Raw genomic sequence first — 15,026 nt, 5'->3', positions numbered from 1 at the left:
ATGGACACTATTGAGACTAACGCGCTCATGTCACCTCTAGTCACGATGGCGGCAGAAGACCCTGAAAAACAAAATAAATATGGTGATGAATTATTTCAAATTCAGGATCCCATATCTGGATTGTTTTACACGGCCAGCTTTGCGTGGAATTGTTCCATGGCGAAAAGGCTATATGCACAGATGTTCTTCATGGCGGGTGAAATTTCGCGGGGTTACGCAGACGACAAAGGGCGTATTGTTGTAAGTAGCCTTTCAAGCGCGCGACAAGAACTTGCCTACCTGCGTGGGATTTGTGAGTATTGGGAAGTTCATTTTCCAGATCGGCCTCTCCAGTCACTTTCCAGACTCGAGATACAAATGATGCTCCGATCTTTCATGGTAAGAAAGGAAAACAATGAAATCGGAGATCAGATTCTAGGCGTTTCGATGCTTACGATGATTTGTCGGATCTTGGACAAAACAAATAACCTCCTGCATTCAGGGAACCTTGTTGACGGTGTAGTGCACCGAATGACCGGCCCGTTCAAAAAAAGCACAATGGAGCCTTTGCTCCAAGAGCTCGAAGTCGATTACGCGACGTGGAGTAAGGGAGGGAGTTACGGTTCTATTCCCATGACCTGCGCTTCGTTGATGCTTGCTGAAGCCATTACCCAAATAGAATCAGATGAAGCGAAAATCGCTTCGATCTTTTTCACACAATGGCGCGAAGGAAAAACCACAATTGCAACTTGGTTTGGCGAGAAAGATCGGCTTGCGCTGTATAGACGAATGCAGTCTCCGGACTATGTCTTATCTAGGTTTGAAAGGGGTTGGGCAGCATCTGCGGTAAAGTTTGGAACCGCCATAGATGCGGCAACCAAATCCCATCACACTGCTCTGCCCTGGAAAAATCAATGGGAACTTAGTGAGTTTTGCGCCGAAATTACAAAGGCCGCGCTTGTTGTCATCATTCTGCTGAGCGGATTTCGGATCGTTGAAATCAATGGTATGCGGCTAAAAGACTACAAACAAGAACCAGATGGATCTTGGTGGTTCGTATCTGAAAATCCTAAAACAGAATCAGGATTTGCACATCCCAGGTCTCTGCATGGGCTTGCTGCAGATGCAGCAACGCTTATGAAAAATATTTCAGCCGTTGATACCAATAAGTTTAACCTGCCCTTGCTACACAGAGCTTATAGATCCGAGGCCTTCCAAGTTGCACGGGGCTGGAGTAAATTTAGCGATGAACGTTGGCTAGCGGATGCTGGTTTTACAACCAACGGCTTGAGGAAGTGGTTCAAGGCGTTCTACCAGATCCATGTGGTAGAGAAATATCCTGAAGCCGGCGCAATTCACAGTGAAGTGTCCCCTCACCAAGCGCGTCACACATTCGCCGAATTTGCACTGCGCAGATTCGATGGCAATGTCATGGAAAAGATTCGTGAGCATTTTCGTCATTCTTACGGCTCATTTCATACCCGACGCTATACCCGGGATAAGCTCAGTGAATCCGTTCGGATCAGTATGGAACGCGATTATGCCAAAGAGATAATGGGGCGGATTGCTAATGGCAAGCTGGACGACCGCTTCTATGGGCCGGCAGCAAAACGCATTGATAAGGAAATGGCGGAGATTTCGGTACTCACGGGTGCGGAATTCGATGATCGTTTGAATGAATTGGCGAATGACTTTGTGCGGTTCACCGCGTTTGAGTGGGGCTACTGCGCTTTACGTGGTAACGAACAACATATTGCCAAATGCCACGACGCAAAAACCGGCACCCCTAACGTCGACCAACGCAGCGCGCCAGAAGTCTGTGCGGGCTGCCCACATAGCATGAACAACAACCTGCAGAAGCAGGAGCTTGAGCGTACGGCAATCTCGCATCAGTTCATTGCAGAAAATCACCCCCTCAAGGCAATCGGGAATATGAGCGGTGAAGTCGTTCGTAAAATCGAGCGCAGGCTGGAAGAAAAGGTACTGGTATGAAATTCAGTCTTAGCCAGTATTCCAACGTTGCAGCAGCGCCCGAAGAACCTGAATGGGTTAACTCGACAACGAAGCGAAACCTTTTCCAGCAGGTGTGCAAGGCATTTGAACATATCAAGACATTGATGGAAGCCGGCGACAATCTCGGAATCAAAGACCGAAGGATTGTGGCTCGTAACATTGCCAAGGACAGCGGCGTTCATGACAGCTTGCTGAACAAACGCCGGCAGCCTGAAATCCACGACCTGATTGTACAAAAGAACGCGGAGCTCGAAGAACTGTGGAGCAGTCTCTCAGCGGCCAGATACACCTCAGGAAGAAAGCGTACAAAGAAGGCAATACAGAGTGAGCTTCGCTCTCAAACAGCCGAGATTGAGCGCCTTACCAACCTTCGGCTTGCTGAGGCTCTCACGGGGGCCATATCCAACCAGATGGTTGATAGCCACCGAAGCCTCATAACCACCATCGAATATCTGAAAGCTGAGAATGCCGAGCTTCAGATCCGCAATGGCGAACTAAGCAAGCAGCTTCGTCAGATGATGAAGACGCTCAACAATTTCAAAAGCCAATAGTGATGATTCCGTAGCACCAAGATACCCGAAATAGCTCTATGGTTGTTTACAAGCCTATAGAGCATATAAACATATCAATACAGCTGGAGGGTCTGCATAGCAGCGTCTTGCTCAAAGTGGCCTCCATCGCATCGGAATAACTTCAGGGATGATTGGCGTTTAGGTAATAACGTATAAGCACAACCACGCCCATCAGTCGCAACTGATCGATTTCTGCTCGATAATATGAATGGCGTGACCACATGAAACGCCGACGATCTTGAGCAAGAACTCGCCCCGAAACGTTTTTTCGTCATATCAATATATATCAATCGGCCAGTCCGGATCAAACATACGACTCGTATAGGTAAGCCCTAGGCGCGTTATCCCAACCTTCAATACAGCTGATAATTCAATGCGGATAATCGACTCCGCATAGACGACAGGAGAATAGACATGCGCGTTCCTATCTATCCCGTAGATCTTAATCCCGGCAGCGGGTTTACTAGGATTGCAGAATCGTTAAAGCGCGATTGGCCAGGTGAAAAGGCTATCGAGATCTCCGAGGCGCAGAATCTGCTCGCCAAGTGCTTAGGGTATTCTGATTACCGTCAGGTCAGATCAACAACGCCAGCTGAAGGCGCGGCCTATCCGTCCCTAGCAACCGTGGTAGCCCGCTGCATGAAGACCCTTTCTTCTGAATTGATTGGTGGTGGTCGGGCTAAATTTTTCGACCTCGGTCGACTTCAGGCGCAGGTTACCGATTGGCCATTCTTGCAATTAAGCGTCTACCGTGACCATTACGGCCACTCTGATAATCATGTGGTCAGCCAGGCAGTAAATGCCGAACTAATTGAGGCGTTCTTGTCCGCTCAGAAGACTAGGCCTACCCAAGGCACCACCGAACTCTCCATTGAGAAACTTCAGTCAATGACTGGGCATAAGCCGGCGAACTTGACCTTGGTGTACGCGGAAACTTCGATGGGCGCATGTCTCGATGAATCGTTTGATAGTGACATTCATGATTCAGCTTTCCCTAATGGAGAATCGGTTGAGTGCGGGACATCAACCCATCGGACGCTCCACTGAGCATTTAAAAATCTTTGACTGAGTGCAAAATCGCCCGTTCGCATCTCTGCCCGGGCGACTTCGCATGATGCGCGCAGGGCAAACGCAGCCGTTGCTTACTGATTTGCGCATCGCTCCGTCCCCCAATAGGTACGCAAACAGGTTCAAAACAATTATTCAAAGCTACGGTGGGAATGCCTGGAATTGTATGAGTGTCGACTTCAAACCCGCCGCGTCCCTCCCCTGAATATAAAATTGACGACTTCAAGCCCATGTGTGGGCTTGCACGGACGACAGGCAGCGTAATTTGAAAGCTTGGGGGTATACAATATGCGGCCCTGATTTGTAGTTCGATCAATAATGAAAAAGCTGCTTTACGTATTAGCCCTGTCCTTCACCACCATCAATCCTGCCCTTTCTAATCCCCCCTCCACCTTCTCCGAAGCCAAAGTCATAGCCAAGCAGAAGGTTTATCTAGATCAGGCAAATAGCACTGAAGGCGACCTGTACTGCGGCTGCAAATGGACTTGGGTCGGGAAGTCTGGTGGTCGCATTGACGCTGACTCCTGTGGACTTCAAGCCCGTAAGCAAGAAACCCGCGCGGAGCGTACTGAGTGGGAACACATTGTTCCAGCATGGACTTTTGGCCATCAGCGACAATGCTGGCAGAGCGGTGGACGCGAATACTGCGTCAGCTATGACCCTGTTTTTAAGGCAATGGAAGCCGATCTGTTCAACCTCTACCCTGCGGTTGGAGAGGTCAATGGCGACCGCAGCAATTTCAATTATGGAATGGCTACCCAGGTCGCACCACAGTATGGACAGTGCAAAACCAAAGTCGATTTCGAGCAGCGGACGGCTGAACCCCGAGACGAAGTGAAGGGTTTGGTAGCAAGGACAACCTTCTACATGTTCGACCGGTACAACCTTAATATGTCTCGCCAGCAGCAACAGCTATTAATGGCATGGGACAAGCAATTCCCAGTTACCTCCTGGGAACAGGAGCGAAATAAACGTATCACCGCGATCATGGGGCATCCCAACCCTTTTGTGACTCAAGAACGCAGTTGGACTCAGGGCTATAAGACTGTGGGCGACGGAGTAGCCATCGGCCTTACGGCAAAGTCGGTGCAATCACAAAAACCGACATCGGTTTCCCGCTCCACATCAGTTGGTAGCATCATCGGCAATAGTAAAAGCCATGTTTACCATCTACCTGAAGGTTGCCCAAGCTACGACAAGGTGTCCTCGAAGAACCAAGTAACCTTCGACTCAGAATCCGCTGCTAAATCTGCGGGCTACCGAAAGGCAGGGAACTGTAAATGAAACAGCAGACTGAATGACCACGACAAACGAATACACTGCCCCGTTCCTACAATCCGGCGACACGGCAGTTCTCTTCGACGGCACATGCAAGCTCTGCAACGGGTGGGCTAGGTTCATCATCCAATATGACAAGGCTCACCGAATTCAGCTCGCTGCGGTTCAGTCGCCTGAGGGCCAAGAGCTTTTGAGGTGGGCCGGACTGCCGCAGGACAAATTCAACACCATTGTTCTCATCTCAAACAACAAGGTGTCCATACGTTCTGAGGCGATGTTCGAGATTTTAGGTCGCCTAAATGCCCCGTGGCGCTGGCTCACGGCTGCACGTGTTGTACCAGCAGCCATGCGAGATTGTATGTACGACAAAATCGCGGTAAATNCTCCACCCACCTTCCAGCGGCAGATCACGATAAGCGCTTTTTGAAAGCAAACGTCGCAGTGGTTCACTAGACCTCAGATTCAGGCGTCAGGGTCGGTGATATATGATCGAACGCATGATCTTTTCGTTTTCCGCTTTACACATATCGCGAATACCTTCTATTGCTGAAGGGGGCATTCGCGTCTCTGCAGCATCTGCACAAAAATCCTCCATCCAGCTCAAGTTTCGCCAAAACACACCGTTTTCAATTGTATGTACACGGTGAGAAACCAGCCTTGACCAAATCAAAGCCTGCATCCATTCAGATTCTGCGGGGAGCGATATCGTTTCCCGAGACGATCCTGGGCAACCGTCAGCGGAGAACCTGGGAACGACTGATTAGTTACATTGAGTCATCCGACTCACCTTCCGCATTCGATAAGGCAGCATCCCACGTCGAAGGCTATGTGCACGCGCTTGTCGATAGCGACCAGATCCACGTTTCTATCGAACGAGATCTGTTGATCATCGAAACGGTCGACGCCTGGCGATGCGCCCGTACTTACACGAATACTTCGACCAACCTGAGCTACCCAGGAAAACCATGACTTCCTTTTTTAAACGCTACGCCGACGGCGGAACATCAGACCGGCACATCCATATGCCACAGCGTCTTCTGCCCACGACCGTCAGTCATTGTCCCCTCGAGGTCTTAGTGGGCAACTGGGAAAACTATCTGGTAGACCCCTCCTCCGCTCGTGAGCATTTTCCATGGGCTGCGCGATTCGTTATGGGCATGCCCGTTACAACCTGGGCGCGCGGACTGGAGTGGAACCTCGGTCAGAAGTCTCGCTTCATCTCCGCAGTTTGGTCAGGCGGGGATCTGGGGAGCTACCTCACGAATGACTGGTACGAGCCAGTGATCGGTAGCAGGGCGTTAGCCGAAAACAGTGAAATTTTGATTGATGGCCAGCAACGCCTTCACAGCCTGGAAGAGTATTTCCTCGACCGCCTTGCAGTCCCAGATGCACAAGGTCAACCAAGGATTTGGTCGGAGCTCGACAACGGCGAAAGGAGACGCTTTCTGTCGACGATCTTTACCCATGCGAGGGTGTCTTCGAGTGACGAGGTGGCATTGCGCAGAACATACGATCTTTGCGCGCAGGGAGTTGTGTCCCGATCATTTGATCAGCGCACCATTCGGTAGTCATCGACGCTGCGGTTGTCGTGGCATGCCCTTACAGGGACGGCTGTCGTTAACCAAGCCCTGTCTACGACAGGTCTTGGCCCTGCGGGCCTCCATCCTCACGCCCTCCGACCCTCCTGGTCTGCGCGCTCCGCTTGCATGGCAACGTGAGTCACTCCCTATCAGCAGCGTTAGCCACGCAGGGGGAAGACGGCCTTTATAGTGATCAGATCCCTCCTAACAAAGGTAGCCTCCGCTTAAGGGTATGCTCGTAACATACTGATTTTTAGTCGGAAATATCAGAAAACCCGCCATTCTTCCTTGACCACTGCAGCCCCGTAGGTTTCATTCACACCACAACCTCGGAGAGATGCAGTTTGAAATCCAGGATGCTGAGCTCGCATGTAGATCTGTCTTTTGCGTGCCCTACCGGGCCGGCTGTCGTGAACCAGGCCCGGCGATGCTCGCCGTTGTCCCGGCCCTGCCGGGCTTCCATCCTTACGTCTGCGCGCTCCGCTTGCCTCAAAGAAACGCCGTAGTCGCTTGCTGCAAAATAAGAGGTCTCTCCAAGCTAGGAGACCTTGCTAAGGGAGAACTCTGAGATGCATCAGTCACCATACGAACAACACCGCGACATCCTTTTGAACGGTATGTACGGAACGGCATATCGGTTGCAAGAGTTCGTCCTCTATCAGCTTGACCCTTCTAGGTACACTTTCGACATCGATGAGCATCGCGGCGGGTTCGACAGTGTCCATCTTCAGATCTATCAGGATATGAAGCAGTGGTACTGGGACAACGGCCCATCAAGCGCTGGCTTCAAAGACGTCGCCGAGGCACTTCAAGATAGGTACACCAGGCAAGCCCAGGAGAATCTAGAGGAGTTGTATCTCCTCCGAGCGATGCAGCCAAGCGTTTTTTCTGCTGAGCCTGGCGAGATACCTGCCGACTCTCATAGGCATGCAGTTGAGCGAGCCGAGAATCTTCACAGGGAGTAGGTCGGCAAAGAATTCATCGACGAGTAGACGTTGCCTACAGTTCCCCTCCACCCAACCAGATATGGGACAAACCCGATGGCATGGCTATTTTGGCAAGACAACCGTCCCGCGTGGGTTCAGGCGGAAGAACGGGAATTCATCAAGGCTGCGAACCGCCTAAAGACGCTTCAGGTGACGCCTCGCGGTGGCATGCGCATTGACCCCGAGGAGATCAAGGATCAGATCCTGGAGTCACGAGAACGATACAAAGATCTGGTGAAGAGGTAGCGATGCGAAGTGTCAACTGGTTGGGTGCCTGACACAGCTGTTCACGCAGGGGGCGGATTGGTGAGTGCCCCCTGTGGGGAATAGCTGTCGCGAACCGGGCCTCAGCAAAGCTAGGATCTCGGCCCTGCGGGACTCCATCCCGCACGCAGCGCGCTCCGCTTAGCATGCCCACATAACTGAGTGATCACCGAACTCCGGTTCGTGTAGCTCATCCATTTAAGTCTAGGCGCGGAGCAGTTAAATATCCGCCCCGAGGACAGGCATACTCTAGCTGTCGAATTATGTACCTCAGCGGATGCAATCTAAGATTTTCACTATTATATTTGAGCGGGAAGAACCCCTATGGTTAGGTATTCAAGCATATCAGGATTATCCAGCACAGCCCTATAATATAAATGTTGCCAGCTGTTCAAGGTTGGTTCTTCGTATAATGAACGGAATAGCTCAAGCGACTGCTCTATTGTCTGGTTCCCATTCCTAATCTTCGCCGCATGCTTAAGTATTCGAATACTTTCGTCCTTGAAAAATCCCGCAAACCTCCGCTCAATGGCCAACTCTCGAATATGAGCCTGCACCACCAATCGTTGTTCGTCCGAAAGCCAATCCAGCAATTCTATAGAGAAGGTCGGGGTATCATAAGGTGGATGGATAACAACACGTATGATCTGTCGTTCCAAAAACACGTCAAAATACGGATGTAAGAAGAGCCTAGGTTCTATCGCCGTATGTGTTTTTTCCAGCTTTTCTTTCTGACAACTGTCGCACATCGGAAAGAGATTCACTGGCGTGATGCTGAAGTGAGGGTACTTTCCTTTCGGCAGGTAGTGATCTAGTGTATTGGGCTTACCAAACTCCCCGCATGCAGGACATAGGTTGAGTTCGTGATCATTTAAATCATCTAGAACGATGCCTTGGGCACTCCCAAGCGCCGGGTGGGTATAAAGATATTTTAAGCTTTTCTTTTTCTCATCAGGGATAGCTGCCCACAATGGCACATACTCCGGAGAACCGTTATTATCTAAATATATCTGAGTTCGTGCTTTCCACTCTGTTTCGATTCCTGTGAAGTACAGGGCATTTACCCCACCCTGCCTTTCTCGCACCACGTCTTCTACAAGAGTAACGCTACAATGCGGCGGTTTTGGCAAGCGCATTACCATTTACCAGCCTCCATTGCGTGAATCTGGATGATCAACTCCTCATTAATGTGCCCCTTCAATGATTCTATTAGTTCATCGGCATCCATGTTTTCTAAGCGCTCGCTAATCCACTGCTCGAATGGCTTGGAGACCGATTTATCTGCGAAAACATATGAGGAGATTCGTTGTACGTCGCCTCCGAATGTTTGAAAAGGCGGACTCTTGATTACTAGCTGATCTTCCGTCCGCTCCAAAACATGGACACAGTCAGAGGGTGTCTCACGCACAATCGATACCGAGTGGGTTGCGAGAATAGCTCTCGAATTAAACTTATCCAAAATCTGTTTGAGCATGTCAATCAGCTGTACCTCCAAGGATGGATGCAAGAATAATTCCGGCTCATCGATCAGGATCAAGCTGTTTCGTTTTATAGCTCCCAGCAGATTAATTACCAGATATGCAAAGAGACGCTGACCTGAACTTAGTGCTCGAATTTTTTCCCCCTTTACAAATACGAGCCCAAAATCTTTATCGATACTTTTAGCCAGAGCGCCACACTCCCAAACTTGCGTGGTACTGGATGATATAAGCGCGAATATCACCTCTTTTTTATTGATCGCCAATTTCTTAAATGGTGCTTCAACATCACCTTCACTGACAAGTTCATCAGTATCAACACGAGTTTTAACCTTGAAAGCTATTGCGTCAAAATCGATTGCGGCTTGAAGGACGCGTGTTGCGGTTTTGACTTTTTGCCCCCATCCCTTGATATGACGATAGCGCTGATCGTCTGCGATGCAATCAAGCATTGAGTTAATGGTATCTTTTCTTGGAATCTCTCTAGACAGGGATACGGTGGAACTTGCTTTCTGCTTTGAATCGCCCACAGATCGCGATGCAAATCTTCCCCTAAGGCCAAAATATTTATATGCATCTCGATCTTTAGCTTCCGACCCCCCCATATCTACCGGGAACAACTCGAATGGACTGTATGACACTACAATCAAGCGGCTAATACTTTCTGGCATCTGACCATAACGCTGCCGAGCCTTCCTACCGTCCGCAAGCCAAGCGTCTACCATCTGATGCAAAAATTGTGATTTACCTGAACCGTTAGCACCAATCAGTACGTTGATTTCGCGCGGCAGACCCGTTCTGTCCTTGCTAAATTTCAAGCTCAACGATGATTGGTTGTCAAAAACATCATTGAATTTGAAATCGATATCCATTGCGGTAATAGAGGATTGGTCTAGCACCTTCCAGCCGTCGCTGTACGACTCGATGCTGCCGCGCTCTCGCTGCAGTGAATCTTTGAAACCCTCTGACTTTACTAACTCTTGTGCTTCAATCGAATCTTTTATGTGTATGAGATAACTTGCGTCACGGAGCAAATCAGCAATTTCCAGTGCCGTTTTTTTAGAAAGTGCTCCTTGCAGTTGCTCGTAGAACGCGACTTCGCCGGGGATGGAGATATAACTTGCGTCCGGGATCGGAAAGTCACCATCCCAGTTATCGTTCAACAATTTGTCCAGGTGTCGCCTGGTGTTTTTTACGCCATCTACAAGTATGCGAACAGGTGCTAATTCAATACGCTCCCCAGCGATTCTACAGGAAACTATGAATGTGGTTTCGTACCCGAAGTCATTCCAATTATTAGATAGAAGTTCTAGAACATCCTCTGAACCATCGGGCATTGAATTCGTACGTTTGCTAGCCCGCCCCTTGTATATAACCTTCAAAACTACTCTCCTTAGTGATAGCGTTGGCATGCCTTATTGCGTCGATCTAGATATCGAATTCATCAGCACTGTACCTTAGGTAGTGGCTCTTGGATATCAACGCTTCGCTTGTCAGTAAGTCGTTTGGCCAGGGTTAGGTGTGTGAGCCAAGGTCACCCCCCTCATTTCACGCGCTACGTTTTAGAGAACACGATCTACTAGCAGTGCGTCTTATTATCCGGACGGATCCAATGGTTTGACCTACCTAGCGCATAGCCTACAAGTGTCGATACTGCCGTAGTCAAAGATAGGGGATTACTGGATCGTGCTTTTATCCCTATCAATTTTTTGGTTTTGGGCAGCCGAACGGAAGGGAAAATCGCTCCGCATACGATCAGGAAGCTCCGAATACAGAATAGATGCTGAGGCAGCTTTGAATCTTATTGTCTACTGCGACCGAGCTCTAACCTCTCCACGCACACCCCAATACTACTGTACAAAAACACAGCTAATCCGTTTTTTTGTCTACAACTCACAAAGCTAGCATGGCCCACTGCCATTATTCGCTGTAAATTCGAATATCAACGCGGCCTGAGCTTCGTCTATCCGGCGCGACATGGACGCCCAGTGCGATTATCCGAGAGAAGGACACATGGACAACACAGAAGCCAGTGCAAGCATTACTGGGTACGGCTACCAGTTCGAGCGTGCGCTTTATAGAATCTTTCACAGTTCACATAGGGATGCGCTCTTCGGAATAGAAACAACGGATGACGTCGAGGAAGTGATTCCTACAGCAGCTGGAACCCGTTCAATCCAAGAGCAAGACAAACTCACGCTCTCTGGGAAAAATCCGCTGCAGGACAGCAGCAAAAATCTGTGGAACACATTCAAAAACTGGCTTGAGAAGCTCGAGCAGTCCCAGGCAACTCATGAGCAGATCAACTTTATTCTAGTGACCAATGGAGTGGTCGCCAGCAATAGCCTCGTACATCTGTTGTCAGCAGCGTCATCCCCAAAAGACGTAGCGGACGCTATTAAGACCCTTCGTACTCACGCACTCACTATGGATGGTGCGACCGCTGAAATTGCAGCAAAAGTTACGGCGTTTGATGATGAATCAATCGCCTATGTTGTTGGTCGTTTCGAGCTGATTCACAAGCATGAATCTGCGTCGATAACCGATGCGATGTACGCTGCACTCCAGCTACCAGAGGGTCTGGACGAGCATAAGAAAGTAATATTGGATAGTCTCACCGGCCACCTTTTCAACATGGCGCGTGATACATGGAGACGCAGGGAGCCCTTCTGGACTACCTCCCTCCCACTCTTCAACCGCAAGCAACTCCTTTTCGAAAAATTCCTCAACGAAGCTTGGACTGCGCGAAGTCAAGACGAAACCGGATATCGCGAGCTGATAGCGCTCAACCAAGAATTGAATCTGCCTTTCATTTTCCAGCTCAAAGAATTGGGGCTAATGGAACGAACCATCGAAAAGGAGCTTGGACATTACTGGGCTGGGTATGCCGAGCGGTCGAGACTTTTACTCAAAGGTAAGATACTTCCGGAGCACTTTAATGACCTTGAAAACACACTTCATGGGAGGTGGGACAGTCTTCGCGAAGCATATTCAAACCTGAAAGGCATCCCTTTCGAAGATTTCTCCAATGACGATCACAAGCAGATCTACATCAGTACGACCACTCCAGAAAAATTCACCATCGAAATTGGCCGCCTGAAGTCAGACCATCGTTACCTTTACCTGGGCACATATCACCATCAAGCAAATGATGACGGTACAGACCACCCGATTCTCTGGCATCAGGTCAAAGGTGAAAGTAAGTGAGCGGGCCATATTTGGATACCCATGTAGTCCACAACACCGCGCTGGCCTGCTTCTTATTGACGGTATTCGTACAGCAATACGAACTGGAAGCTTCCGAGCACCCGCTGGATATGTTGAAACTCGAACTCGTTTTACCGTTTGTCTGGGATGAGGCTTCCCGGGAAGCCTTGTGTTCAAGGAATGCTAAAACCAGGCTAGACAAGGTTTTTAGAGAGGCACCAGGTCTTAAGGTTGACTTGGAGCAACGCGTCGCATCTCGGGCGCCAGTAGCTCTGCAGGGATTGAACCTCGCAGTTTCGACCAATCTGTTGGCAGTGGCTCATCGCAAAGATGAACTACCGGTCTTCAGCAACAAAATTGATCGCTGGCCGCGTGGAACAAAGTCTGCTCTGCCCAAAGAGATGGTGATGACAGTCAACCGTCTGGCCAATTGGTATGCAAGTGTTGATACCCCTACCCTCCTGAAGCTTCTATTCGGTATTCCTAATGAAATTCCAAATTGACTCAATTATTCTCTGGCCAAAAAATCAGAACAACGAGATTCAAGAGATCCAATTCAAGCCAGGAAAAATAAATATTATTCACGGACTGAGTCGAACAGGTAAGTCATCCGTTCTTCATATCATCGATTACGCAATGGGGGCAACCAAGTGCCAGATCCCCATCGGCACGATTCGAGACAAGGTCATGTGGTTTGGGGTGAAGGTAACTTTGCGAGGGGAAAGCTGGTTAATCGCCCGCAAAGGCCCAATAGACAGTACCCCTTCGAACGACTACTACTTTGAAACGTTCTCTGGCTGGATCCCAGAGATTGTGCCTACCAAAACCAACAGGTCGACTTTCAAGGATAAGTTCAACAACTTGATAGGCGTGAGCGACCTTCCGCATTCTGATGCAGAAAAACCAAGCAAGCTTGATGCCCGAACTTCTTTCAGGGACTTGGCCGCGTTCAACTTTTTGCCACAACACATCGTGGCCAATCCAAACACGCTATTTTTCAAAGCAGACACCTGGATCCACCGTCAAAAGCTGACTAGGGCAATGCCTTACGCTCTAGGCATTGTAGATGCGCAATACGTTATAAATGAACGCAGAAGAGACGACGCGCAAAAAGAGCTGGATGGTCTCGAAAAAGAACTCAAGGTTGTCGAGAAGGCAAAGCTTCACTGGCGTCATGAGGTAAACCGGATGATCGACAGATGCATCGAAATCGGTCTACTCGAAGCCGACATACCTGACGATCTAGACATGAAAGTCGCGAAGCTAGAATCGGTCATGGATGCATACCGAAACAAGCGGCTGGAACAAACGCTGATTGCGCCAAAGCGCCTACATATCAACGAACGATTTGATGCTGCTGTCGCCAAGGAAACTGCACAGCAGCGACTGGTAGACGAGCTAGGGGTGGAGATCAGTGGCTACAGCAGCTTGGCCCAGAGTAGCCAGCAGTTCGTCAAAGCGGTAAATGAAGAAAAGAGCCATGTCGTCGGCTTGGATTGGCTGAAAAAAAGTCTTCGGGATGAGGGCCAATGCGTTGCCTGCGGATCCACATCGGACACGATGAGCACGGTGATCACCAACCTTGAAACGAAGGTCAACAAAATCACGCGCGTGGCTGAGATATTGGAACAGAATCCTGCTTTTGATAGCAGGATATCCAACCTTAAACGAAATCTGGCAAAGGAGGAGAAGACGCTTCATACCTATCGCGCTGACAAAAACGCAATTTTGGCGGAGGACGAAAGGCTACGTAGCGTAATTGGTGATATCTATTATGTTGCTGGAAAAATTTCTGAGGTACTCAAGAAGATCGGCCATACATCAGCAGACGAGGCGATTGCCCAACGCATGAAGGCCGAAAGCAAAAAGATCAGCGATTTCAACAGACTGATGGCCGGCGGTAACCGCGCTGCTAGAGAACGCGAGGTAGATGCCAAGCTTACCGAACTCATTGAGCATTACGCAGATCAGTTTGGCGCCCTCGAAGGTGCGGCTAACTCAGTTCTCAGGTTGGATCAGAAAGAATTGACCATCCGATTCGACAAGGAATTCGATCAGTTTGACTACCTTTGGGAAGTCGGTAGCGGGGCTAACTGGATGGGATATCACGTGGCTGCGTTTCTCGGCATCCATGAGTTTTTGCTTCAGAAAGAAAATCTACATCTGCCCACCTTGAGCTTTCTGGTAATAGACCAGCCTAGCCAAGTGTATTTCCCGAGCAGCGATCTTGGGGGCAACGCACTGGACTTGGACATGGCCGTGTTGCGTAGGCACAGAATCGAAGACCTGCAGGCCACACGACGAATTTTCGAGGTACTCGGAGAGGCAATCTCTCGGACGAATGCCAACCTCCAAATTATCGTACTTGAGCATGCAGGGGAGGAAATCTGGGGTGACATAGAGCACACACACTCAGTAGCCGCTTGGAGTACAAAAGGCGACGGCCTTATCCCAGCAACGTGGGATTAAGCTCACGCCGTGAGTACAGCCATGTGGGAAAAGCCACCGTTATCAAGGTGGCTTTTCTGAACCTCCAGCGATTGCGTTATGCTTGTTTATATAGCCCCCCCCTTCTGTAACAATATCCAAGCGAGAAGTGCG

General features: G+C 49.5%; 11 protein-coding genes and 1 pseudogene. 10 read left to right on the top strand and 2 right to left on the bottom strand.

Annotation, left to right across the window (positions count from 1 at the left end; genetic code table 11):
• From AO064_RS11335 to AO064_RS11305, 7 genes and pseudogenes are all read left to right on the top strand, one after another.
• Positions 1–1,971 (top strand): site-specific integrase, encoded by a 1,971-nt coding sequence (locus AO064_RS11335; protein WP_064053331.1) that lies wholly within the window; start codon positions 1–3, stop codon positions 1,969–1,971.
• Positions 1,968–2,543: a hypothetical protein gene (locus AO064_RS11330; protein WP_064053330.1), complete on the top strand. Its 576-nt coding sequence runs from the start codon at positions 1,968–1,970 to the stop codon at positions 2,541–2,543. Before AO064_RS11335 ends, AO064_RS11330 begins: the two co-directional genes overlap by 4 nt.
• A gap of 435 nt (positions 2,544–2,978) precedes the next feature.
• Positions 2,979–3,611 carry a hypothetical protein gene (locus tag AO064_RS11325; protein ID WP_064053329.1) on the top strand — a complete coding sequence of 211 codons (633 nt, stop codon included), beginning with the start codon at positions 2,979–2,981 and terminating at the stop codon, positions 3,609–3,611.
• A 339-nt stretch (positions 3,612–3,950) separates the two neighbouring features.
• Entirely contained in the window at positions 3,951–4,916 is a 966-nt protein-coding gene (locus AO064_RS11320; RefSeq protein ID WP_064053328.1) for an endonuclease, read from the top strand.
• Positions 4,917–4,929: 13 nt separating this feature from the next.
• Positions 4,930–5,363: pseudogene (locus tag AO064_RS11315) on the top strand (thiol-disulfide oxidoreductase DCC family protein).
• A 512-nt stretch (positions 5,364–5,875) separates the two neighbouring features.
• Entirely contained in the window at positions 5,876–6,478 is a 603-nt protein-coding gene (locus AO064_RS11310) for a hypothetical protein (protein WP_064053327.1), read from the top strand.
• 581 nt (positions 6,479–7,059) lie between these two features.
• Positions 7,060–7,455, top strand: a complete 396-nt coding sequence (locus AO064_RS11305; RefSeq protein ID WP_064053326.1) for a hypothetical protein — start codon at positions 7,060–7,062, stop codon at positions 7,453–7,455.
• Between the two features lie 584 nt (positions 7,456–8,039).
• Here AO064_RS11305 and AO064_RS30205 read toward each other — a convergent pair.
• Both AO064_RS30205 and AO064_RS11290 read right to left on the bottom strand, forming a co-directional pair.
• The gene (locus AO064_RS30205; protein WP_082893919.1) at positions 8,040–8,882 is read right to left on the bottom strand and encodes a hypothetical protein; all 843 of its coding nucleotides are present in this window, start codon (positions 8,880–8,882) and stop codon (positions 8,040–8,042) included.
• The gene (locus AO064_RS11290) at positions 8,876–10,381 is read right to left on the bottom strand and encodes an AAA family ATPase (RefSeq protein WP_244159512.1); all 1,506 of its coding nucleotides are present in this window, start codon (positions 10,379–10,381) and stop codon (positions 8,876–8,878) included. The genes AO064_RS30205 and AO064_RS11290 overlap by 7 nt, the downstream gene beginning before the upstream one ends.
• 850 nt (positions 10,382–11,231) lie before the next feature.
• On the opposite strand from AO064_RS11290, the gene AO064_RS11285 reads away from it, so the two are divergent.
• The 3 genes from AO064_RS11285 to AO064_RS11275 are packed head-to-tail and all read left to right on the top strand — an operon-like array spanning position 11,232 to position 14,894.
• Positions 11,232–12,425, top strand: coding sequence for an ABC-three component system protein (locus AO064_RS11285; protein ID WP_064053323.1), 1,194 nt, complete (start codon positions 11,232–11,234; stop codon positions 12,423–12,425).
• Entirely contained in the window at positions 12,422–12,928 is a 507-nt protein-coding gene (locus tag AO064_RS11280; RefSeq protein WP_064053322.1) for a three component ABC system middle component, read from the top strand. The genes AO064_RS11285 and AO064_RS11280 overlap by 4 nt, the downstream gene beginning before the upstream one ends.
• Positions 12,912–14,894 carry a DUF3732 domain-containing protein gene (locus AO064_RS11275; protein WP_064053321.1) on the top strand — a complete coding sequence of 661 codons (1,983 nt, stop codon included), beginning with the start codon at positions 12,912–12,914 and terminating at the stop codon, positions 14,892–14,894. Before AO064_RS11280 ends, AO064_RS11275 begins: the two co-directional genes overlap by 17 nt.
• The last annotated feature ends 132 nt before the right edge of the window (positions 14,895–15,026 follow it).

Origin of the sequence: Pseudomonas marginalis (assembly GCF_001645105.1) — a bacterium.
GTDB classification, from domain to species: domain Bacteria; phylum Pseudomonadota; class Gammaproteobacteria; order Pseudomonadales; family Pseudomonadaceae; genus Aquipseudomonas; species Aquipseudomonas petroselini.
This window is presented reverse-complemented; position numbering and strand designations above follow the sequence as displayed.